The organism is Streptosporangium subroseum, assembly GCF_900188345.1.
Lineage (GTDB): Bacteria > Actinomycetota > Actinomycetes > Streptosporangiales > Streptosporangiaceae > Streptosporangium > Streptosporangium subroseum.
The window spans coordinates 17874-39955 of the sequence record NZ_FZOD01000020.1 but is presented as its reverse complement, the minus strand read 5'-3'; the positions used below and the strand labels follow the sequence as shown (position 1 = coordinate 39955).

Here is a 22082-nt window from a genome sequence, read left to right as displayed (position 1 = left end):
GAGGGTCAGGCCTCCACCTCCTGCCGGAGTGAGATCTCCAGCGGGCGGAACGTACGGCGGTAGGCCATCGGCGAGACGCCGATGGCCGCCTGCAGGTGCTGGCGGAGCGAGGCCGCGGTGCCGAACCCGGCTTGCAGGGCGACGCCGTCCACCGGCAGGTCACTGGCCTCCAGCAGGCGGCGGGCCAGCTCCACGCGCTGCAGGATGAGCCACTGACCCGGGCTGACACCCGTCTCGTCGCGGAAGCGCCGCGTGAAGGTGCGACGGCTCATCCGGGCGTGGGCGGCCAGTTCGGTGAGCGGGAGCGGACGCTGCAGCTGCCCCAGCGCCCAGGCCCTGGTCGCGGCGGTGGTGGCGATGGACTGCTCCGGGATGGGGCGTTCGATGAACTGGGCCTGACCACCGTCACGCCAGGGCGGGACGACGCACCGCCGGGCCACGCGGTTGGCCACCGCGGTGCCGTGGTCGCGGCGGATGATGTGCAGGCAGAGATCGACCCCGGCGGCGACCCCGGCCGAGGTGAGCACCTCCCCGTCGTCCACGAACAACACGTCGGGATTGACCTTGACCAGGGGAAACATCTTCTGGAAGTGCTCGGCGCTGCTCCAGTGGGTGGTCGCCGGTCGGCCGTCGAGCAGTCCCGCCGCCGCGAGCACGTAGGCGGCGGTGCAGATCGAGACCAGGCGGGTGCCCGGCCTGATGAGGGCGATCGCCCTGGACAGCGGTTCGGGGAGCCTTCCGTCCGTGGAGATCGTGCCGAGTGCGTGGGTGGCCGGGATCACCACGGTGTCCGCGGTGCTCAGCACCTCCGCGCCGTGTTCCACCGAGATCGAGAAGTCGGCGTCGGTACGGACCGGACCGCCGTCGACGGTGCAGGTGATCACTTCGTAGAGCGGCTCGCCCTCCGCGTCCTTGGCGCCGCCGAAGATTCGCGGGGGGATGCCCAGCTCGAAGGGGATGACTCCGTCCAGAGCTAACATGACGACCCTGTGCATGACCCGATTCTTGCACAGGATGAATTCGAGCCACTTTCCATGCCCGGCACGGGGTGAAACGACCCCGTACACGAACCGGGTTCTCCTCGACGGAGAGCGGCGAACAACCCGGAGGCGTCTCCCTAGAGCGAGATGGCCGCGGTGGCCAGCGGCAGCCGGAGGATCAACCGGGCGCCGCAGCCGTTTGTGCTGTCTGCGGCGTACAGCTTGCCGTGGTGCGCGGACGCGATGTCCCTGGCGATGGGCAGGCCCAGCCCGCTCCCTCCTGCGTCGCGGCTGCGCGCCGAGTCCAGGCGGGTGAAGCGCTGGAAGACCCGCTCGCGCTCGGCCGGCGGGATGCCGAGCCCGTTGTCGCGGACCTCCAGTACGGCCTCGTCCCCCTCGCGCTTGACATCAACCCACACCGTGCTCGTCGTATGCCGGTCGGCGTTGGTGAGCAGGTTGGTCAGCAGGCGGCAGAGCTGGAGCCGGTTGCCCGCGACCACCACGCCGGGGTCGAGATCCAGGACGACCTCGTGTTTGCACGGCCGTCCGGCCTCCGCGACGACCAGCTCGGAGAGATGGACGGGCTGAGGGGCGTTCTGCACCCCGGCATCGAGGCGGGCGAGCAGGAGCAGATCGTCCATGACGGCCTGGAGCCGCTCGGCGTCGCCCAACGCCGACCGCATCGCCTGCGTGGCGTCTTCCATGTCGGGGTCGGCGAGCGCCAGTTCGAGCTTGGTGCGCAACCCGGCCAGCGGGGTGCGCAACTCGTGCGAGGCGTCGGAGGCGAAGCGCCGCTGGTTCTCCATGGCCCACTCCAGCCTCCCCAGCGTCCCGTTGACGGTCCGGGCGAGCTGCGCCACCTCGTCCCCCGTGTCCGGTACGGACATCCGGCGGCTGAGATCGGAGGCGGTGATCTCGGCCATCTCGGCGCTGATCTGCTGGACCGGTTCGAGGGTCCGGCCGACTATCCGCCAGGTGCCCCAGCCGAGCAGCCCGAGGAGCACGGTGAACAGGGCGGCCAGCGAGATCTCCAGGGCGTAGCCGTTGAGCAGCGGGGGTGCGGCGGCCTGCGCGTAGACCATGACATCGCCGTAGGAGGATTTACTGTGCCAGAGCCCCACGGTGAGGAAGCAGGTCTTGTCTTTTTGCGAGAAGGCCATGCAGGACATCAGGTCCACCCGGAGGTCTCCGCCGACGGGATGTGCCCGGGAGATCGCGGGCTTTCCCTTCAGCGCCGGGCTGGTGGCGAGGACCCGGCCGTCGTTGGCGACGACCTGGATACGGCTGACGTAGTTCGCCGGGAGGATGACGCCGCCCGGCACGTGCTGCTTGTCGGTGCTCAGAGCCGCCTTTCTGGCCGCCTCGGCCACGGAGTTGGTGATGTCGGTCTTCAGCTTTGCTCGCACGCCCAGTGACGTCGCGACCGCGCCCGTTCCCAACACGAGCGCGAATATCATGAGGGCGGTGAGCGTCACACGGGCCCGAATCGAATGCGGAAGTCGCGATGCGGCCACGATTACCCCCGAAAGACGCTATTCGAACATTTATAGGTGACGGGGTTCCATCGGCGAGTAAAGGCAGGTCAAGTCATCGTGACCCTTTAGGTCGTTTAGCCTTAAAGTGCAATGGTTCCCAGCTCGCCGCGGGAGGCGACACCGAGCTTGGGATAGGCCTTGTAGAGGTGGTAACCGACCGTGCGGGGGCTGAGGAAAAGCTGGGCCGCGATGTCCCGGTTCGACAGGCCCTGCGCTGCCAGCCGTACGATCTGGAGCTCCTGCGGGGTGAGCCTGGCCAGCACGCCGGGCGCGGGCGCCGCGGGTGCGGCGGATCCGGTGGCGCTCAGCTCGGCACGTGCCCGACCGGCCCACGGCGCGGCCTCCAGGCGCTCGAAGGTCTCCAGCGCGGTGCGTAGATGGGTGCGGGCATCGGCCTTTCTTCTCATGCGGCGGAGCCACTCGCCGTAGAGCAGCGCGGTCCTGGCCTGCTCGAAGGGCCGCCCTTCGAGCTTCAACGCCGCCGTGAAGTGCTCCTCCGAGTCTTCGAGCAGGGCCCGGCAGCGGAGCACCAGGGCCTCGGCCCACGGCTGGCGCGTGTAGCGGGCCCACTCCCGATAGCGGGTGAAGGCTCCGGCCGCACGATCGGGAGCGCCCAGCCGTACCGCCGCCTCCACCAGGTCGGGCACGCACCGCGTCTCGGCCACATGATGCCCGCCGGCCATGGGTTCCAGCCGGGAGAGCGCCGCCTCCACCCGGCCATGGCCGAGATCGAGCATGCCCCGTGCCCAGAGGGTCCACCGAGTTCCCGCCACCCCGCTCGCGAGTGCCTCGTCCACGTGCCTGACGCAGCGCTCGTCGTCACCCTCCACCGCGGCGAGATAGGCCAGGAAGCCGTTCATCTGGCTGACCCAGTGCCCTTGCCCCGTGTCCCGCGCGATGCCCAGGCCCTCGGTGGCGGTGGTCAGCGCGTCCCGGTGCCGTCCGTGGAAGAGCTCGGTCTCGGCGAGGAAGAAGAGCAGCGTCGGCAGCACCCCGATGCTGCCCAGGGCGCGGCTCTCGGCGACCAGCGACATCGCGGTCTCGCCGACCTCCCGGTCCTGCCCGGCGGCCAGTCCGATCCCGCAGGCCTGAACCAGTTCGCGCGGGTTGCCGGCCCCCGCCCGCCGGGCCTGCGCGACCACGTCGTTCAGCGATGGCCACGCGCTCCGGGACAGGATCGCCGTGATGAACCCAATGATCGGCGGCCAGGGTGAGCCGCCTCGCCCGGGACTCCGGTCGCGCGCTGAGCCGGGCGGCCCGCTCGTAGGCGGTGGCCGCGGCGGCGTATCCACTGCGATCACTGGCCCGTACGGCGGTGCGCTCCAGTTCGGCGGCCACCTCCTCGTCGGGGCCTGTCGCCGACATGGCCAGATGCCAGGCGCGCCGGTCGGCGTCGTCGGGCCGGTCCAGCGCCTCGGCCAGGGCCTTGTGTACGGCCAGGCGCAGACTGGGCGGGATTCCCTGATAGACGGCGGCCCTGACCAGGGGATGCCGGAAGGTCATGGTCCCCGCGTCGACCAGGACCAGTCCCGCTCTCTCCGCCGGGTGCAGATCCTCAAGGAAGTCTCCGAAGCCGGCCGCGGCCCGCAACACCACATCCAGGTCGCCGGTGTCCTCGGCCGCGGCCACCGCCAGCAGCCCCTGCGTCGCCTCGGGCAGCACCCTGACCTGGCTGAGGAAGGCATCCTGGACCCTGCTGGTGAGCGGCAGCGCCGTACCGTCGGAAGGCGCCGCGGCGGGCAGTTCGATCAGCGCGAGCGGGTTGCCTCGCGCCTCGGCCAGCAGGCGGTAACGGACGGCGGGATTGATGGCGACGCTGGTGCCTGCGGCGGTGTTCAGCAGCGCCGCCGCGGAGGCGACGTCCAGCCCCTTCACCGGCAGCTCCGGTACTCCCGGCGCGGTGAACGGCTCACGTGCGGCGAAGATCAGTACGACGCCTTCGGCGTCCAGCCGCCGCGCGGCGAACAGCAGCGCGTCGGTCGAGGCCCGGTCCAGCCACTGCGCGTCGTCCACCAGCACCAGCAGCGGGCCGTCCTCGGCCAGCTCCGACAGCAGGGAGAGCACCGCCAGGCCGACCAGCAACCGGTCGCCCGCCTCCACGGAGGCGAGGCCGAAGGCGGCGCGCAGCGCCCGTTCCTGATGCTCGGGCAGCGCTCCCACCTGGTCGAGTACCGGCCGCAGCAGTAGGTGCAGCCCGGCGAAGGGGAGCTCCGCCTCCGACTCCACCCCGGTGCCGCGGATCATCCGCAGGCCCTCGGCGGCGGTGGCCGCGTAGTCCAGCAGCGCGGTCTTGCCGATCCCCGGCTCGCCCCGGATGAGCAGGGTGCCGCTGCGGCCCGAACGGGAGTCCGACAGCAGCCGATCGATGACACCCTGCTCGGCGCTTCTCCCGTACAACATGCCTCGAACCCTACTTAACAGGGCTTGAAGCGGATGGGCGTGACGTGACGAGGTCTGTCCGGGCCCTCAACGGGAGGTGTGACGAGGCTCGATGGGACGCCGGGCCCGACAGAGGTTCAACGGGGACGCGCAGGGCCTGGCGGGCGGGGGCGTATGACGTGACGGGGTGCCGGGCCCCCTTGACGGGGGCTCGGCGGAGACGGCTCAGGCGCCGGCGCACGAGTCGTGGGTGGCGTCGAAGCCCTTCAGACTGTCGGTGTCGTTCTGGGGAAGCGCCTTGAGACCCTTCCAGTCGTCGCCGATCGTCAGGACGAGCCTCGACGTGGTCGCCTGGGGGGCGAGCAGGCCCTTGGACGCGAGCAGGTCGCGAGTGAGGGTGGGCGCGCTGGACGCGCCGTTCGGCGAGTACGCGATCGTGGTCGTCGGGTACGGCTTGCGCTTCGCGTCACCGATCTTGGCGATGTGGTAGCCCCGCTCCTCAAGCTGGACGGCCGCCAGCGTGGCCAGGCCCGACCGGTTGGTCCCGTTGCGCACCTCGACCTGGACCTTCGACCGGGGCACCTTGGCCTCCCCGCCCTTGACCCCCGAGCCGGTGATCGCCCGGTCCGTCGCGACGATGCGGAACAGCTGCTTGCTCTGCGGCTGGACCCACTCCACCCGGCCGGGGTGGATGACCGAGTATCGCCAGGGGGTGGTGATGAAGTGGATCTGCCCGGCGGCCAGTCCCTGGGCGCTTGAGGCGAGGTCCTTCATGACACCCGGGGTGAGCTCGGGGTCGGTGGTGACCGACTTCGTGGCCGCGTCGAGAAAGCCGAAGAGCTTGCCGGGATCGGTCAGCGTCTCGCCGCTCATGACCTTCTTGACCATGGAGGCGATGAACATCTGCTGCCGCTGGATGCGCCCGATGTCGGAGCCGTCGCCCAGGCTGTAGCGGGCCCGGACGTAGCCCAGGGCCTGCTCGCCCATGAGGGTCTGCTTGCCGGCGGCCAGGTGGAGCAGGGCCTTCTTGTCGTTTATCGCCTCGGGTATGCAGACGTCCACACCGCCGACCGCGTCGACCATGCCCTTGAAACCGGTGAAGTCGACCTTCACGAAGTGGTCGATGTGGATGCCGGTGAGCGCCTCGATGGTCTTCCAGGTGCAGGTGATGCCGCCGGAGTTGAACGACTCGTTGATCATGCCCACGTGTGCCTGCTGGCCGAGGAGTCCCTGCTGCGCCCGGCAGGCGGGGAGCTGGACCATCGAGTCCCGGGGGAAGCTGATGATCATCGCATTGTCCCGCTTCGGCGAGATGTGCGCCAGCATGATCGTGTCGGTCCGCTCGCCGGGGACCTTGCCGTATTTGGCGTTTTTGCCACCGCGCTGGTCGGAACCGACGACCAGGACGTTCATCGCCTTGCCCGCGACCTTGGGCGGGCGGCGCCCGAGGTCCGCCGCCGTGACGTCGGTGTGCTTGACGTTTCCGGCCAGTTTGACGTAGACGCCGGCCACCGTGCCCGCCAGCGCGAGCACGACGACGGTCACGAGGGCCACCAGCCACCACAGCCACTTGCGGCGAGAGCGCGGTTTGTGGCCTGGGGGCTTCGGGGGCGCGTCGATCAACCCGCTGCTCACGTGACTCCTGGGGGACGGGCCAGGGCGTGCACCCGTGGCGAAGGGGCCGGAATCCGGCCCGTTACCGATTGTACTAATCCTCCATAAGAGTCAGGTAAGAATCCTAAATAAACCGCTATGACCTGCTATCCGGCAGAGTGAGGGATGGGCGTGGTCGATGGGCGATCGCGGCTGTTACGATCCGCCGGTGATTATCCGAGATGGCAATCTTGATGATGTCCCGGCGGTTCTGGGGATGTTCGACAGCGCGGTGGCGTGGCTGACCACCGGAGGCCGCACCGGCCAGTGGGGCAGCCTGCCGTTCTCCGCCGATCCCGCCCGCGTCGAGCGGGTCACCTCCTGGGCGGTGACGGATGAGATGCGCATCGCCGAGATCGACGGCGAACCCGCCGGATGCATGGTCCTCGGACCCGCGCTGGACTACGTCTCCCCGGCCCCCGAACCCGAGATCTACATCCGGGGTCTGGTCATCGACCAGCGGTTTCGCGGTCGCGGTGTCGGAGCGGCCCTGCTGGAGCGGGCCTCGGCCGAGGCGGCCGAGCAGGGGATCGCGCTGGTCCGGGTCGACTGCTACGCCGGTGACGACGGCCGGCTGGTGAAGTACTACGAGAGCCAGGGCTTCACCAGGACCGAGACCTTCCGGGTCGGCGACTGGCCCGGCCAGGTCCTGGAGACGCGCCCGCCGGCCGGAAACTGAGCCGCGTGCCGGTGGAGCCCGATGGCGGACGCCTTCTGCCCGGCGCCGTTCTCCGCGTGAGTTCGGGAACGCGAAGAGGGTGCGGGACCTCGGTGGTCCCGCACCCTCTTCGACGATCGGGGCGGCTCAGCCGGTGTCGGCGGCCTGCAGCGGGTAGATGCGGAGCCAGTCCACCTCCATCCACGCCTCACCCTCGCTGCCCTGGCCGGGGAACCAGTCCAGTTGCAGGCAGACCGACATCGGGCTGTGGGTGGCGTTGGGGGAACGGAACCACTCCTGCCCGTCGAGGTAGCCGACGACCCCGCTCTGGGTGTTCTCCACGGCGTAGGTGTGCCAGGTGGTCATGTCCACATTGGCGCTGGCCTGCTCCTGGCCCTGGGGGGTGTGGAGGAAGAAGTTGGGTCGTTGCCTGTCCGGGTCGTTGATGACCTCCAGGAAGTTCACTTCCTCACTCGTGGAACTCCGTACGGCGCCGCCGCCCTCCTTCGGCCACAGCAAGACGACGGGGTGGTACGACCCCGCGCCCGGATACAGGCGGACGCGGGTCTCCCAGCGTCCGTAGGTCTGGTCGTGCTTGGTGGCCAGCCCGGCGGTGGTCCCGTCGGGGCGGCCGTGCAGGTAGAGCGCCCCGTTTCCCAGATAGAGCTGTTCGGGGGAACGGCGGCCGTTGCCGGCGTGCCCGGGGGAGTCGTAGAAGACCCAGTCGGCCGGATCGACGGCGTCATCGAACTCCGCGCACCAGGTTGGTGCGCCCCACGCGAGGGCTTGGGCGGCACTGACGTCGCCGGTCACGGGAGAGCAGGCGCCCGCCGTACCGGTGGCCGCCTCACCTTGAGCGGCGCTGAGGGTGCTCACGGCCAGAGCCGTCACCATGCTGAGCACGGCCACCCGCGCGTGGAATCTGCTGATCATTGTTGTTCTTCCGACGATCTGGCGCAGCGGGTGGAGGGACTGAAGCTCCAGCAGCCGCTCCTGTCCGGTGTGAGAGCCGAGGGAGCGGACGTGCTTGGTGTCGAGGCTACGCCGGTGACGGGCGGCGCGAAGGCCCATCGAGGAGTTTGCGCCGGGGTGGCCGCCTGCGTGGAGTCGAAGCTCTCCGGCGACCCGAGGCTACGGCTGCGCCAGGGGGCGAGGCTCCAGCAGTCGACGGAGTTCTCGATCTGGCAGAAATCCGTGGAAGGTCCCTTCAGCGGAGGCATGGGAATGACGGTCTGGAGCGCCGGAGCCGAGGACGTGTACGTCACGGGAACCTGGGCGGCGTCGGCCTGCTCGTCGAAAACGGTGGGATCGAGGGTGGCGGTCGGGCTGGACACGGACTGCGGCACCTGCGCCGGCAGGGGCGGTTTGGGGACGGTCGGCCGCTGAAGCGTGGCGGTGGGCCGGGGTACCGGTGCGGTCCTGGTCGCCGGGGGTTTCGAGGGCTTGGGAACGGTCGGCCGCGAGGTTGTGGGTCTGGCCGTGGCGGTCGGGCTGGGCACGGGCTTCTGCGTGGTGCTCGGGGGAGGCGAAGCCGGGTCCGGCGGCTCGGACGTCGGAGGCGCGCTGGGCGGGGGCGGCTCGGTGGCGCTGGGGGCCGTCGTGGGTGGGGTGTCCTTCTCCGGTGTCGCGGTGGGCTCCGCGGCCTTGGGCGGGGCCTCGGTGTCCCGGGAGGGTTCCGAAGTGGGCTTGACCCTCGTGGGCGGGTTGGCCCGTGACACGTTCGGCGCCGCCATCGACCTGGCGTTCCTGGACGGCGCGGCCATGGATCTGGCATTTGGGGGTGGCGCGGCCATGGACCTGGCGTTCCTGGGCGGCGCGGCCACGGATCGGACGTTCCTGGGCGGTGCCGCGACCTCCTCCGGCTGGACGAGCGTCTCGGGTGGGGGCTCCCGGGGAGGCGTGACGACCCTCTCGGAGGGAGCCCTGCGGACCGGTGGCGAGGAGTCCTCGCGTGCGCGATCCCGGGCCGCGGGGGCGGGGGGAACAGACCCGCCCCCGTCCGCTTCCGCGGGCTCGGGCTCCACGGACGGGGGATCGACCTCCTGCGACATCGGCGGGACGGCGGCCACGCCGGGATCGGCCATGGCGGCCCATGGCTGGGCGATGATCGCACCGGTCGTCGCAGAGACCGCGGCCAGTAGAAGTCCTGAGACCAGGGTGACCCGCCGGGGCGAGCTGCGTGGGGGCATTGATGGCTCTTCCTGGATCCGTATCTATGGGGTGGGCGCCGGGCCGGAGAGAGGCTTCCAGCCTGCGGCGGTGAACTCGGGGGTGCCCGGGAGGGCGACCTGCGGCACGGTGGCGGAGAGGGGGTCGGGGATGTTGACCCAGTCCCCGCGGCCCGCGCCTCGCATGTCGGGGTTCCAGGTCATGAGCAGGCTCATGGCGTACGGGCTGGAGTAGGTCGGGTCGGTGTCCTGGACGCCCTTGGTCGCGGTCACCTGGACCAGGACGGAAACCTGGATCTGATCCTTGGCACGGGCCTTCCACTGGATGCCGATCGTCCTCGTCTGCATCGCCGCCCCTTCGGGAAGCGCTCCGTCCTTGGGGAGGCCGAGGATCTCCCGCCATCCGGCGACGGCCTCGTGCGCACCGTCGCGGGCGGCGTCATGCTGCTCCGGCGGGGCGTACAGGACCGCGGCCTGCTCGGCCTGTTCGAGATCCAGGGTCCACGCCGCCTCCAGCGCGGCCGCCGCCGCCGAGGCCGCTCCCAGCTCGGTGTGGGGAAAACCGACGGGATAACCTCCCGCCCCCTCGTAGGCGGAGGGTGGGGAGAGCAGGACGCTGTCGCCGACGGATACGCCGGCGGAGATCGTGGCGGGGGCGGGCTTCGGCCGCATGAGCTGCCACGCTCCGACCGCCAGGAGAATCGCTCCCACGATCGAGACGACCACGATGAGCATCCGCCGTGGGCGCGGCGGAGGACCCAGATCCCAGTCGAGTTCGGGATCTTCGGGGGTTGGCCGCACTAGTGGCCCCGATCGGGACGCTGGCCGAACGTCTGGCCGACGGCCGCCGCCAGGCGCAGGTACGCGCCCCGGGTGGTGGGCCGCAGACGGACCAGGTCCACCTCCGCGCCCTCTTTGAGGTGGGGGTCGTAGGGAATGCGGATCACGGCCCGGCAGCGGGAGATGAAGTGGCGTTCCAGCAGCTCCACGTCCACGTCGGACTTGGGCTCCACGGCGTTCAGCACGACGATGGCGGTCTTGACCAGGTCCGCGTACCCGTGGGCGGTGAGCCAGTCCAGCGTCGCGGCGGCCGAGCTCGCCCCGTCCACCGCGACCAGGCTGACCAGCACGATCTGGTCGGCCAGCTCCAGCGTCGCGCCCATGGCGCCGTGGAGCAGGCCGGTTCCGCAGTCGGTGATGCAGATCGAGTAGTAGCGCTCGATGAGACCGGCGACCGTACGGTAGTCGTCGGCGTTGAACGCCTCGCTCACGGCGGGGTCGGTGTCGGAGGCGAGGACCTCCAGCCGCGCGGGTGACTGGGAGGTGAAGGCGCGCGCGTCGGCGTAGCGGAGGATGTGCGGGGCCTCGGCGAGCATGGTGCGGATGGTCGCGGCCGTCTCTGACTTGACCTTGAGTCCGAGGGTCCCCCGGTCGGGGTTGGCGTCGATCGCGATCACTCGGTCTCCCCGCAGGGAGGCCAGGGTGTTGCCGAGCGCGACGGTCGTCGTGGTCTTGCCGACCCCGCCCTTGAGACTCATGACCGCGATCCGGTGATGACCGCTCGCGACGGGCGTCTGAGCCTGGGCTATCAACGTGCGGCGCTCCTGCTCCGCCAGTGACTCCGCAGGAATGATCTTCCGGCCGGAGAGCAGCCAGACGATGCGGCGCCACCCGCCGGCCGGTTCGGGCCGGCGGTTGGTGAGCAGATGTTCGGCGGTGAGCGGAACCGTCTCGTGAAACTGCTCGGGGGGAGGGGGAGGGGGGGCCGGGGAGGGAGGAGAAGTCTGGATCTTGGGGGACGTCTCCGTCATGGCGAAGGTCCTTTCGCAGAGAGCTTTCACGGGAGGCGGGGATGGGTGGGCAGCGTCGTCAGCAGGTCCGTCAGCAGGTCCGCCAGCGCACCGTCGTGGTGATCGAGTCGTCGGGTCCGTGGACGGTCAGCGGGGTGGTGACGGAGGCCGGGGTGCCACACCATTGGCGTATCCGGTGAGCACGCAGGGTGACCACCTCCGTGCGTCCTTGTTTCAGCGTGCCGCTGGAGGGGGTCACGGCCAGGCCGGGGGCCGATATCCGCCAGGTCAGGGGATCTCCGGACAGGGTGAGGACGATGCTGCCCTGACCGAACTCGTCCAGCGTCACCACGGCCGGGATCCGCAGGCGCGTGGCGATTCCGTCCGGGTCCGCGGGGGCGTCGGCGGTCCACGGGTCCTGGATCTCCTGGGTCTCCTGGGTGGTGGAGGCCTGCAGGGAGCTCGCCGGCTCCTCGGTCTCGATGGCGGGACCGAGGAGGTTCATCCCCGTCAGGGTGCCCGCGGCGCCCGCGACGACGATGATTACGATCTTGATGGTCGTGCTCTTGACCCGGGCCCCGGCCCAGGCGAGCGCTTCCACCAGCCGTTCCCCGGGCCCGGCTCCGTCCCTCTCCGGGTGGTCGTCGAATTCGGCGTGAAACCGCAGCGCGGGCACGTGCGTGTCGTCACGCATCTCGACGGCGGCCTGCCCGGGGAGGACAACGGGTCCCGGGACGGTGCCCTGCTCGGGGAGGACGGCAGGCCCGGGGGCGGCGGCCTGCCGAGGAATCATGGTGGTGACCTCCTCGCTCTGGGCGAGGACCTCACGTGCCCATGCCTGCGTGAGCAGGGCGTCGTAGAGAGGGGTGTCGTGCCCGGGAACGGGCGGCGCGGACGGTGGCCGGATCGGACGGGTCCGGGGGGGTGCGGGGAGGGGCGGCAGGTTGGGTAGGTTCGAAGGGGCCGAAGGGTTCGAAGGATTCACAGCGGGCTTGCCCCCCGCCGGTTTCGCGGACAGCCCCGGCGCCGCCGGGGGGTAGGGCGTCATGCGGGGTCTGGGCTTGCGGAGCGCCCCGGGCGGGGGCGTCGGGGCGGGCAGAGGCGGGGCGGGCGAGGCCGCAGGCGAGGCAGTGGCCCTGCGCAGGGAGTCCAGGAACAGCTGCCGGACCTCGGGAGCGAGGGGCGACACCGGCGGATGGGAGATCATCTGCGGAACCGTGTAGCGGATGTTGATCGGCCGCGTGCACGCGGAACACGTGATCATGTGAGAGAGCAGGGCCGCGCGTACGTCACCGGAGTCGGCATCGGGCTGCGCGTTCCGTTCGGCGGTGCTCCGCGCGGTGCCGTCCGCCTCGGTGGCGCCCTGCTCGTCGGGGAACAGGGCTTCCACCAGCGGAGGGAGCTCCGGACAGGTGCGACGCCCGTGGGCGAGGGAGTCTAACCCGCTCACGAGGGTCTCGATCAGGTCCTGGGTGCGGGTGGCGAGCCTGTTGACCTCCTCCACGGGCATCGCCAGCACGTGGGAGAGATCCTCCACGACCAGCCCGTGGCGGTACATCAACCTGAGCGTCTCCGTGCCCAGCGGGTCGACGATCGTCCAGACACGCTCGATCAGCAGCGCCTCGGGCATGCCGGGCCCCGAGCCCGGCACGTACTGCTCCCGATACGTCGGCACGGCACGGCAGTCACGTCGCAGTAAGGCGAGCAGCCGCCCCCGGGGCGTGACGCCCTCGGGAGCGGCTTCCACCTGGCAGACCGTCAGCGCGGACATGACCGCCGCCGGTGCCCGGCCGGATTCGAGATGGTAGGCGGCGTAGTCCATCAGATGCGCGCCGTGCTCACTCACCCAGATGGCCCCCTGGCCGGAGCCGGGCGTGAAACGCCCGGCTCCGGTGGGTGCGCTCATGGGCCGGTGTACTCGTCCGGGTCCGGCTCGATCTGGCCGGGGCCGGGCCGGACGGAATCGAGCCGGCCAGGCTGACCGGATCGGCGAGATTGGTCGGACCGGCCGTACCGGTTGGAGTCGGGCTGGTCGACCTGGCCCGGCTGGTCGGGCTGGATGACGTTGGGTTGGTCGACCTGGCCCGGCTGGTCAGGCTGGACGGCGTTGGGCCGGTCGACCTGGTCGGGCTGGTCGGGCTGGACGGCGTTGGGCTGGTCGACCTGGCCGGACCGGCTGGTCTGGATGGAGGGTATGGGGGCGGGGACGGGGTTCGTCAGCACGAGTTCCAGGTTCCGCTTGAGCAGTCCGGTGACCTTGGTCCAGTTGCTGACCTGCCCGGGCGCCGGCTCCGCGTAGAGCCAGCGGATGAAGGCGGGCCACAGGCACGAGTCACGGGGAATCGTCGGGCTGTCGGCCGTTCCCGGCTCGGTCTGGGGCGCGCTCACCCCGCTGGGGGACGCGTTCGGAGACGCGCTCAGAGCCTGGAGCTCCTCCAGGGAGTAGTTCCGGCACGGGGGAGTGCCGGGCGGGGCGATGTTGAGGTCCCATACGCCGTTCTCGTCGGTGTAGCGCATGCCCTTGTCCAGTCCCAGGGCCTCCCGCGCCTGCCGGAGAAGCTCCGGGTCCCGGAAGACGGGCAGCTGGGCGTCGCCCTCGGGGGCGGTGCCGTCGGGAAGGGGCTGGGGAGCGGGTACGGTCCCGTCGGGAGCCTGGGACGCGTTCGGGTCATTGTCGGGACCGGTGGTCGGGAGCGTCACGCCCCGGGACGGTCCGGTCACGGGAAGGCTCGGCCGGATCCGCTGGGAGGACCCGTCCGAGGGCTGGGGGAGCGTCGAGGGCAGGATCGGCCTCAGGTGGCCGGGAGGCCGGGTCGGCTTCGCCGTCCTCGAGGTTCCCGGAGCGGGGGGCTTGACGACTCCCGGGGAAGTCGTGGGCTTCTTCGCACCCCAGCGCGGCGTCGGGGTCGGCTTGCCGGAGCGCCGGGGCGTCGTGGACCTGTCCCTTCCGGAGGGAGTGGTCGGGCTGAGGGAGCCGGACGGCAGGGCCGGCTTCAGGGTGCCCGTGGGCTGGGGGCTCGCGGTGCCCGAGGGTTTGGTCTCGGGGGGCGACGGCAGGGGGGCGAGCGAGACCACCGCCGCCGGCTCGGGGGCCTTCTTGACCACGCTGCCGTTCTCGGAGATGCTTCCGGTGATCTTCTTTGTCGGCGCGGGAGCGGGAGCCTGAACCGGCGGGGCCTTGGGGGCGGCCGCCGGAGGTTGCACCGGCGCCTTGGGAACGGGGTTCGCGGCGGGGGGCGGTTGCGCCGGCGCCTTGGGAGCGGTGGTTTTCGGCGTCGAGGGCTTCGGCGCGGAGGACGGCTTGGGCGGTGGCGGCTGGGACGGGGTGCTCTTGGGGTTTCCCGGCCGCTGCACGGCGTCCACGGCGGCGGCGGCGACGGCCAGAACGGGAAGGGCGGCACAGCCACTCGCTCCGGCTCCGACCGCGCGCCCGTCGACGGTGGCGGTCAGGCAGACTCGCTGCTCGCCGGAAGCGGCGGCTCTGGCGGAGGAGTCGCCGGTGATCGTGCTGCCCGCCTCCGAGCCGGAGAGCGGGACGGGCTGGTCTCCGCCGGCCGCGGCCTGAGACGTCCATGCCCCCGCACGGTCGTCCAGGTGATAGGTGCCCGCGGCCAGGCGTATTACCTGACCTTCGATGGGACTGGCACGAATGGCGATGACGGTTCCCAACCCGGCACCGGCGCCGAAGACGCCGATCGCGACACTCGCAGTGATCACCGTCGCGCGCGAGGGCTTACGAGAGGGTGTCATGAAGGTTCCTTTTCTTTCCGATGGATGTCAGTCGCCGTGGCTCTCCAGGACATCGCTCCACTCACCCAGCACTCGGGCGGGATCGGTGGAGCCGGCGGGGGGGATGTAGGTGACGTACATGCGTCCGTATGTGGCGCTCACCGAGTGGGCGAAAGACTTGTTCGCGGTCCGGACGGCGGCTGAACCCTTCAGGGTGACCTGGGCACCCTCTTGCTGAGCCTTACGCACCTCGGTGGAGCGGGCTCCGTACCAGACCAGTGCGCCCCCGTCACTGGTCCTCATCGCACGTATCGGTCCCTCAAGGCGGTAGTCCAGGGTGAGCCTCCAGTTGGCCTCCTCCAGTTGGGCGCGCTCCTGCTGCCAGAACAGCACGGCCTCGCTGGTCCACGGTCCGTCGGCGAACCGCGGGTCGGCCTCGGCCCTCTCCAGGCTCGCCAGATGGGCGCGCGCGACCTGCTGCGGTGTCGCGGCCAGCCCGGAGGCGTTCTCGGACAGGCTCGTGGCGTAGCCCTCGGAGTCGGTCGCGATCTTGGGAAACCGTCCGGGGGTGGCTCGTGCGTCGGCGGCGGAGGCCACCAGTCGCCACCCGCCCGGGGCGGAGCTCATCACGTCGATGACCCGGGCGACCCCCGGTTCGTACGAGATCGCCACGAACCAGTCGGCGCTGCCCTCGACATGGCGGGGAATCCAGACCTTCGGGTTGGGCCATATCCCTGACGCCAGCGAGGTCCCCTCCATCTTGGCGGTCTTGAAACCGGCCCGCGTCATCTCCAGCGCGAGCCCGTGTTCCAGTTTCCCCATGGCCTCCTGGTCCTTCCTGGCCTGAGCTGTCGACAGCCCCCGCTGGTAACGGCCGTGAATGCCGTACGCCTCTTTGGCGGTGAGCTGCGGTGAGCCGGATCGGGCCGGGGCCTCGCTGGATTGGGCCGGGGCCTCAACGGGTGGCGGTGGGACCGCGACCTTGGCCTCCGGTTTCTCCGTGCGGGAGGTCTTGGGGCTGGGGGAGGGTTTCGGCGTGCTGCTCTTCTCCGGCTTCGAGGCGGAGGGGGTCGGCGTCGACGATGGGATTGGTTTGCCCCAGTCTGTCGCGGGGGGCTTGATCGGATTCGCGGCCAGGGACGGTCCGGCGGGGATTCTCATGGCAAGCCAGAACGCCGCTCCAGCGATGATCGCTAAAATCGCGCCGAACAGAATGACCTTCCGCCAATCGAATGCTGCGAGGAGGCGTTCGGGGTACCACTCGGATACATGTTCGGAGCCTTGCCTTGCGGAAGCATCACCACGGCTAGTGGGTCCAGCCTGCCCATCTGGGAAATCTGATGCACGCCATGACATAGGTCCAAATATTAGACTGACCGTGATCTATTGGGAAGGTAAAGAGGCAGAGTAATTGGCACTTATGGTTATTAGGTTATAAATAAGGCTTAAATGCAAATATAGTCCGTCCGAAATCTCTGACGTTGTGACCTGCTGTTGTGTCGCATGTGGACCGTACCAGGACTTCTCTGGAGATTTGATCTCATCCGGTGGTTTCGGGTGCTCACCGGCGTTTCTTGTTGATCTATCATTTCCCTTGAGCAAGGCCGCTGTTCGCCTCACGTTGGGCTTTACGTTGCCCCGCTCGGTGTCGGAGTGGGGCTGATCGTGAAACGGTTTTCATGGATCTGATTGCCGCAAGCTGTCATAACGACTCGATATGAACTCCTTTCATGTGTTTGGCCGTTCGATCCGATGCTCGACCCGGAAAAGTCGAGTCCGGCCTTTCCCGCCGGTGGCGACGGCCCTCGAATGAGTTCGGCGGGCCGGCGGAGACGGAAAAGCGGTCACCGGGAGGCGCCTCCCGCGCAAGCCTCTCGGTGACCGGGCTCGGGCTATCGCACCGGGGCGGGCTCGTGCTGGACATGGCCCTCGTCGTCGAGGATCACTTCGGGGATCACCTTGGGAACACCTCGCAGGGCGAACAGCACGGCCCCCGCGAGAAGGGCGAGCAGGATCGCACCGGTCATCAAGGACAGCTGCATGCTGTCGACGAACGTCCGCCTCGCGCTCTCGGCAACGGCCTCCCCCACCTTTCCCGGCAGGGTGGCGGCGACCTCCAGTGCTCCGCCGAGCGACTCCCTGATCTGGTTCGCCGCCTCGGCGGGCACTCCCGCCGGGAGCTCGAGGTTGTTGTGATAGGTGCCGTTCAGCACGCTTCCGAGTACGGCGATGCCCAGCGCGCCACCCATCTCCTGGGCGGTCTCCGCGATCGCGGATGCCGCACCCGCGCGCTCCTTGGGTACCGACGCGAGGATGGTGTCGTTGGTGACGGCAAAGGTGAATCCCATTCCCACACCGGCGACGACCATGGCGAGCACCATGAACGCATAGCTCGTGTCCATCTCGATCCGGCTGTACAGCAGGAAACCCGCGGCGCAAAGCCCCAGGCCCAGGCTGACGACCCGCGACCGGCCGATGGCGCCGACCAGCGGACCCGCCAGGCCCCCGCCGAGCGCCGCGCTCACACCGCCGGGCAGGCCCGCGAGGCCCGAGACGAGCGGTGACCAGCCCAGAACGAGCTGGAAGTACTGGGCGAAGGCGAGCGACGCCGCGAGCGTCGAGAAGATACAGATGAGATTCGCCCCGACCGCGCCGGAGAAGGCACGGTGCCGGAAGAGCCCGACGTCGATGAGGGGCTCCGCCAGCCGGGTCTGCCGCCCGGTGAAGACGGTGAGCGCGACGAGGGCGATCGCCGCCGCCGCCCAGACGTCGATCTGGGCGATGCCGTCGTGGGCTCCGGTCTTCAGCGCGTAGATGGCGGCGATGATCCCGACGATCGAGAGCGGAACGCTCACCAGGTCGAGCCGTCCAGGCCGGGGATTGCGCGACTCGGGCAGCACGATGAGGCCGACGATGATGATCAGTACGGCGATCGGCACGTTGACGAGGAAGACGGAGCCCCACCAGAAGTTGTTGAGGAGCGCCCCGCCGATGACGGGTCCGAGAGCGAACCCCAGCGCGGAGACGCTGCTCCAGATGCCGACCGCGGTGGCACGCTCCCGCGGGTCGGTGAAGACGTTTCGGATCATCGACAACGTGGACGGCATGATGGTGGCGCCCGCGACGCCGAGCAGTACCCGAGCCGCGATGAGCAGCTCCGGATTCGGAGCGTAGGCCGTCAGGGCGGAGGCGGCCGCGAAGGCGGCCATGCCGATGAGCAGGAGGCGCTTCCTGCCGATCCGGTCGCCGAGGTTGCCCATCGTGATCAGGAGCCCGGCCAGTGCGAATCCGTACACATCGACGATCCACAGGAACTGTGTGGCCGACGGGCGCATGTCCTCGACCAGCTTGGGCGCGGCCTGGTGCAGCACCGTGAGGTCGATGGCGAGCAGCAACATGGCGAGGCAGGCGATCACCGTCGTGCCCCATTTGCGGGGCGGAGAAGATGTCATGCCCGCAGCCTCGGCGACGGCGTTGACGAGCGACTGACCGGACGCTGACGGCCCGCCGGTAGGTCAGGCCAGGCGGTGATGGTCCGGGGCCACCCGGGCAGCACCCCGGTCTCGTGCATGCCCCGGATTCACCGACGTGAGCACCGGACCGACCCGGACCAGGACTCAAGGGCGGGACGGAGCGCACTCATGCCCTCGCGCTCACCGTCCCGCCGTGAGTCGTCGCGGGACGGTGAGCGCATCGAACGGACCGCATCCTTGGGACGGGCAGACGTGCGCGGGGGCGGTTCAGAGCACGGCGGCGCGTACGGTCAGCACGTCCGGCAGGTGCTGGGCGACCGTGAACCAGCTCTCCCCGTCGTCGCGGGAGCCGTACACCTCGCCGTCACGGGTGCCGAAGAAGACCCCCGCGGCCGAGGCGTGCATCGCGTCGCGCAGCACGGCGGTGTGAACCGGTCCCTCGGGCAGCCCCGCGCTCAGGGCCTGCCACGACGCGCCCGCGTCGTCGCTGCGGAAGACCCGGCAGCGGTGGTCGACGGGCGTGCGATCCTCGTCGGCCCGGAGCGGGAAGACATACAGCGTGTCGGGCCGGTCGGCGTGCACGGTCAGCGGGAAGCCGAAGTCGGAGGGGAGGGAGTCGCCGATGGAGGCCCAGGAACCGCCGGAGTCGTCACTGCGGTAGACGCCGAAGTGGTGCTGGAGGAAGAGCCGGTCCGGCCTGGACGGATGCGCGTCCACCTTGTGCACGCACTGCCCGAACTCCGGATACTGCGCGCCCTCGGGGAAGAACGGCGCGCGGATTCCCTGGTTGGCGGCCTCCCAGGAGGCGCCGCCGTCGGTGCTGCGGTAGACGCCGCCGCTGGAGACCGCGACCGTCATGCTCTTCGGGTCGCTCGGGTGGGGAAGAACGGTGTGCAGGCAGAGTCCGCCGCCGCCGGGCTGCCACTGAGCCCGGTGCGGGTGGTTCCACAGACCCTCCACCAGGGCGAACGTGGCACCGCCGTCTTCGGAGCGGAACAGCGCCCCGGGCTCCACCCCGGCCCAGACCACGCCCGGCTCGGACGGGGAGGGCTGGAGCTGCCAGACGCGGGCGAGTGCCGCCCCGGTGTGCTCGGGGAAGGCGATCGGCGCCTCGCCGGCCTCCTGCCAGGTCGTGCCGAGGTCGTCCGACCACATCACGGACGGGCCGAAGTGGCCGTACTCGATCCCGGCGAGGATCCGGGGCACCGGGCCGCGGGTGTCGACCGCGACCGCGTGCACCCCGACGGTGGAGAAGCGGATCGGCTCGACCTCGAACGGGCCGCCGCCGGAGGAGCGAGCCAGGAACAGGCCCTTGCGGGTGCCGATTACGAGGAGCGCGTCATACATGACCGTTTCCCTTCGTATTCATCTCATGGTGCCATGTTGGGTGGGGCCGATGAGGAACATTCGCGACCGGCGCGCAGTGGTTTCGGCGGTCGTTTCCGCCGCGGCCACATCGCGCGGTCCGGTAACAAGGAATACAGGAGAGGACCGACAATGCTCAGGTGCGACGGACAGGTCACCTATATGCGCGCGGCGGGCACGAGCCTCGTCATGGACCTGAGCAAGCGGGTGCCCACGGTGCTGCACTGGGGGAAGGACCTCGGTGAGCTGTCCGAGGCGGGCCTTGCCGCGCTGGCCCTGACCGGCGAGCCCGCCGCGCTGAACAACTCCATCGACATACCCCGGGTGTTCTCGGTCTGGCCGACGGAGGCCGAGGGCTGGTCGGGCACTCCGGCGCACCAGGGCCATCGGGACGGCACCGCGACGACGCCCCGGCCACGCCTGGCGCGCGCCGAACGGCACGATCGGCCGGGCGGCGGCGCAGAGCTCGTGATCCACCTTGAGGACGACGTCTCGGGGCTGGACATCACGCTCACCTACCGGCTCGACGCCTCGGGCGTCCTCGCGGTTCAGACGACCATGACCTCGCGCGCGGAACCGGGCGACACCGGTGCGGCGCCGTACGACGTGGCCGGCGTGTCGACGCTCCTGCCGCTCCCGAGGCGCGCCGCCGAGGTGCTGGACTTCACCGGGAAGTGGTGCCGCGAACGGGCGCCGCAGCGGAGCCGGCTCGGCTTCGGAAGCCATGTCCGGGAGGTCCGCCGCGGCAGGCCGGGACAGGACTCCCCGTACCTGCTCACCGTCGGTGTCCCGGGGTTCGGATTCCGTTCGGGCGAGGTCTGGGGCCTGCACGTGGGCTGGAGCGGGAACCAGCGCTACCTCGTCGAGCAGCCGCCGGAGGGCGCGGGCGTGCACGCCTCGGTGCTGGGCGGTGGCGAGCTGCTGAAACCGGGCGAGATCCGGCTCGCCCCCGGCGCGTCCTACCAGACGCCGACCTGCTACTTCGCCTGGTCCGACGAGGGGCTGGACGGTCTCGCCGACCGCTTCCACGTCCTGCTGCGGGCCCGGCCGACGCACCCGTCGGCGCCGCGGCCGCTGGTCCTCAACACCTGGGAGGCGGTGTACTTCGACCACGATCTCACCCGCCTGCTGGAGCTGGCCGACCTCGCCGCGAAGGTGGGTGTGGAGCGGGTCGTGCTGGACGACGGCTGGTTCCGCGGACGCCGCGACGACACGGCCGGGCTCGGCGACTGGACCGTGGACGAGACGGTCTGGCCGGACGGCCTCTCTCCCCTGGCCGACCACGTCCATCGGCTCGGCATGCAGTTCGGGCTGTGGTTCGAGCCGGAGATGGTCAACCTGGACTCCGAGCTGGCACGCGAGCACCCGGAGTGGATCCTCGGCCCGACAACCGGGCTCGGTCCCTCCGCGAGAAGCCAGTACGTGGTGAACCTCGCCAACGAGCAGGCCTGGGTCTACCTGCTGGAGTCGCTCGACGAGCTCGTCTCCCGATACTCGATCGACTATCTCAAATGGGATCACAACCGGGACCTGCACGAGGCCGTCAGCCGTGAGCCCGGCGGGCTGGACCGGCCCGGCGTCCATGCCCAGACACTCGCGCTGTATCGCCTCATCGACACCCTCAGGGCGCGTCATCCCGGACTGGAGATCGAATCCTGTGCGAGCGGTGGGGGACGCGTCGATCTGGGCATCCTCGACCGGACCGACCGGGTATGGGCCTCCGACTGCAACGACCCCGTCGAGCGCCAGGCGATCCAGCGCTGGACGGCCCAGTTGATACCTCCCGAGCTCATCGGGTCGCACGTCGGCCCCGAACGGAGTCACACCACGCGGCGGGCCACCGCCGACTCGTTCCGTCTCATCACCGCGCTGTTCGGGCACGCCGGCATCGAACAGGACCTGGCGCGGTGCTCGCCCGAGGAGCTCGACCGGCTGACCTCCTGGGCGGCGCTGTACCGGGAGTTCCGGGGTCTGCTGCACAGCGGCCGTGTGGTCCGGGCCGACCTGGACAACGACGCGACCCTCCTGCACGGCGTGGTCTCGGCCGACTCCGCCTCCGGCCTGTTCTGCTGGGCGCGCACGGCCACCTCGGCGGAAGGCCAGTCCGGCCGCATACCGATTCCGGGCCTGGCGACGACGTACGACTATCAGGTGCGAGTCCGGACCGATGTGGGGGTTCCCGCCACGCGTCAGACCCAGGATCCCGCCTGGATCACCGAGGCGCTCACCGGCTGGGTGACCCTGCCCGGCTCCGTCCTGGTCACAACCGGCGTGCCGATGCCGACACTCGACCCCGAGCAGGCCATGCTCATCGAGGTGCGGAAACAGAGCTGATCCGGGCCCGCCGGGGCA

General features: G+C 70.2%; 16 protein-coding genes. 2 read left to right on the top strand and 14 right to left on the bottom strand.

Annotated features, from left to right (window positions below; all coding sequences use genetic code 11):
• Positions 1–5: 5 nt before the first annotated feature.
• The 5 genes from CHC08_RS21020 to CHC08_RS21005 all read right to left on the bottom strand — a co-directional run bounded on the left by CHC08_RS21020 (position 6) and on the right by CHC08_RS21005 (position 6529).
• The gene (locus tag CHC08_RS21020) at positions 6–995 is read right to left on the bottom strand and encodes a GlxA family transcriptional regulator (protein ID WP_089209128.1); all 990 of its coding nucleotides are present in this window, start codon (positions 993–995) and stop codon (positions 6–8) included.
• A gap of 122 nt (positions 996–1117) precedes the next feature.
• Positions 1118–2422, bottom strand: coding sequence for a sensor histidine kinase (locus CHC08_RS21015; protein ID WP_245878446.1), 1305 nt, complete (start codon positions 2420–2422; stop codon positions 1118–1120).
• 173 nt (positions 2423–2595) lie between these two features.
• A complete protein-coding gene (locus CHC08_RS51580) occupies positions 2596–3375 on the bottom strand; it encodes a helix-turn-helix transcriptional regulator (RefSeq protein WP_245878445.1) in 780 nt (259 codons plus the stop codon).
• A complete protein-coding gene (locus CHC08_RS21010; RefSeq protein WP_245878444.1) occupies positions 3335–4915 on the bottom strand; it encodes an AAA family ATPase in 1581 nt (526 codons plus the stop codon). Before CHC08_RS21010 ends, CHC08_RS51580 begins: the two co-directional genes overlap by 41 nt.
• Before the next feature lie 204 nt (positions 4916–5119).
• Positions 5120–6529, bottom strand: coding sequence for an LCP family protein (locus tag CHC08_RS21005; RefSeq protein ID WP_089209042.1), 1410 nt, complete (start codon positions 6527–6529; stop codon positions 5120–5122).
• A 187-nt stretch (positions 6530–6716) separates the two neighbouring features.
• Between CHC08_RS21005 and CHC08_RS21000 the strand changes: the two genes are divergently transcribed.
• Positions 6717–7226: a GNAT family N-acetyltransferase gene (locus CHC08_RS21000; RefSeq protein WP_218825396.1), complete on the top strand. Its 510-nt coding sequence runs from the start codon at positions 6717–6719 to the stop codon at positions 7224–7226.
• Between the two features lie 126 nt (positions 7227–7352).
• On the opposite strand, the gene CHC08_RS20995 is transcribed toward CHC08_RS21000, so the two are convergent.
• The 9 genes from CHC08_RS20995 to CHC08_RS20955 form a co-directional block, all read right to left on the bottom strand.
• Positions 7353–8138 carry a glycoside hydrolase family 16 protein gene (locus CHC08_RS20995; RefSeq protein ID WP_179282131.1) on the bottom strand — a complete coding sequence of 262 codons (786 nt, stop codon included), beginning with the start codon at positions 8136–8138 and terminating at the stop codon, positions 7353–7355.
• Entirely contained in the window at positions 8135–9394 is a 1260-nt protein-coding gene (locus tag CHC08_RS49675) for a hypothetical protein (RefSeq protein WP_179282130.1), read from the bottom strand. Before CHC08_RS49675 ends, CHC08_RS20995 begins: the two co-directional genes overlap by 4 nt.
• 24 nt (positions 9395–9418) lie before the next feature.
• A complete protein-coding gene (locus tag CHC08_RS20985) occupies positions 9419–10174 on the bottom strand; it encodes a hypothetical protein (RefSeq protein ID WP_143653293.1) in 756 nt (251 codons plus the stop codon).
• On the bottom strand, positions 10174–11184 hold the full coding sequence (locus CHC08_RS20980; protein ID WP_089209037.1) for a MinD/ParA family ATP-binding protein: 1011 nt from the start codon (positions 11182–11184) through the stop codon (positions 10174–10176). The genes CHC08_RS20985 and CHC08_RS20980 overlap by 1 nt, the downstream gene beginning before the upstream one ends.
• A 70-nt stretch (positions 11185–11254) precedes the next feature.
• The gene (locus CHC08_RS20975; RefSeq protein WP_089209036.1) at positions 11255–13069 is read right to left on the bottom strand and encodes a hypothetical protein; all 1815 of its coding nucleotides are present in this window, start codon (positions 13067–13069) and stop codon (positions 11255–11257) included.
• Positions 13066–14913 carry a hypothetical protein gene (locus tag CHC08_RS20970; RefSeq protein WP_089209035.1) on the bottom strand — a complete coding sequence of 616 codons (1848 nt, stop codon included), beginning with the start codon at positions 14911–14913 and terminating at the stop codon, positions 13066–13068. The genes CHC08_RS20975 and CHC08_RS20970 overlap by 4 nt, the downstream gene beginning before the upstream one ends.
• 27 nt (positions 14914–14940) lie before the next feature.
• Positions 14941–16053, bottom strand: coding sequence for a DUF8094 domain-containing protein (locus CHC08_RS20965; protein ID WP_089209034.1), 1113 nt, complete (start codon positions 16051–16053; stop codon positions 14941–14943).
• Positions 16054–16784: 731 nt separating this feature from the next.
• Positions 16785–18344: a DHA2 family efflux MFS transporter permease subunit gene (locus tag CHC08_RS20960; RefSeq protein ID WP_089209033.1), complete on the bottom strand. Its 1560-nt coding sequence runs from the start codon at positions 18342–18344 to the stop codon at positions 16785–16787.
• Positions 18345–18632: 288 nt separating this feature from the next.
• The gene (locus CHC08_RS20955; protein WP_089209032.1) at positions 18633–19712 is read right to left on the bottom strand and encodes a WD40/YVTN/BNR-like repeat-containing protein; all 1080 of its coding nucleotides are present in this window, start codon (positions 19710–19712) and stop codon (positions 18633–18635) included.
• A 150-nt stretch (positions 19713–19862) separates the two neighbouring features.
• Here CHC08_RS20955 and CHC08_RS20950 point away from each other — a divergent pair, with 150 nt between their 5' ends.
• Positions 19863–22064 carry an alpha-galactosidase gene (locus CHC08_RS20950; RefSeq protein ID WP_089209031.1) on the top strand — a complete coding sequence of 734 codons (2202 nt, stop codon included), beginning with the start codon at positions 19863–19865 and terminating at the stop codon, positions 22062–22064.
• Positions 22065–22082 lie beyond the last annotated feature (18 nt).

What these genes read in the sequence shown, in the direction of transcription:
- CHC08_RS20960 (WP_089209033.1), bottom strand. Translation starts at nt 18,344, where the DNA reads ATGACATCTTCTCCGCCCCGCAAATGGGGCACGACGGTGATCGCCTGC.
- CHC08_RS20975 (WP_089209036.1), bottom strand. Translation starts at nt 13,069, where the DNA reads ATGAGCGCACCCACCGGAGCCGGGCGTTTCACGCCCGGCTCCGGCCAG.
- CHC08_RS20980 (WP_089209037.1), bottom strand. Translation starts at nt 11,184, where the DNA reads ATGACGGAGACGTCCCCCAAGATCCAGACTTCTCCTCCCTCCCCGGCC.
- CHC08_RS20950 (WP_089209031.1), top strand. Translation starts at nt 19,863, where the DNA reads ATGCTCAGGTGCGACGGACAGGTCACCTATATGCGCGCGGCGGGCACG.
- CHC08_RS20955 (WP_089209032.1), bottom strand. Translation starts at nt 19,712, where the DNA reads ATGTATGACGCGCTCCTCGTAATCGGCACCCGCAAGGGCCTGTTCCTG.
- CHC08_RS21020 (WP_089209128.1), bottom strand. Translation starts at nt 995, where the DNA reads ATGCACAGGGTCGTCATGTTAGCTCTGGACGGAGTCATCCCCTTCGAG.
- CHC08_RS49675 (WP_179282130.1), bottom strand. Translation starts at nt 9,394, where the DNA reads ATGCCCCCACGCAGCTCGCCCCGGCGGGTCACCCTGGTCTCAGGACTT.
- CHC08_RS21010 (WP_245878444.1), bottom strand. Translation starts at nt 4,915, where the DNA reads ATGTTGTACGGGAGAAGCGCCGAGCAGGGTGTCATCGATCGGCTGCTG.
- CHC08_RS20970 (WP_089209035.1), bottom strand. Translation starts at nt 14,913, where the DNA reads ATGACACCCTCTCGTAAGCCCTCGCGCGCGACGGTGATCACTGCGAGT.
- CHC08_RS20995 (WP_179282131.1), bottom strand. Translation starts at nt 8,138, where the DNA reads ATGATCAGCAGATTCCACGCGCGGGTGGCCGTGCTCAGCATGGTGACG.
- CHC08_RS51580 (WP_245878445.1), bottom strand. Translation starts at nt 3,375, where the DNA reads ATGAACGGCTTCCTGGCCTATCTCGCCGCGGTGGAGGGTGACGACGAG.
- CHC08_RS20965 (WP_089209034.1), bottom strand. Translation starts at nt 16,053, where the DNA reads ATGAGAATCCCCGCCGGACCGTCCCTGGCCGCGAATCCGATCAAGCCC.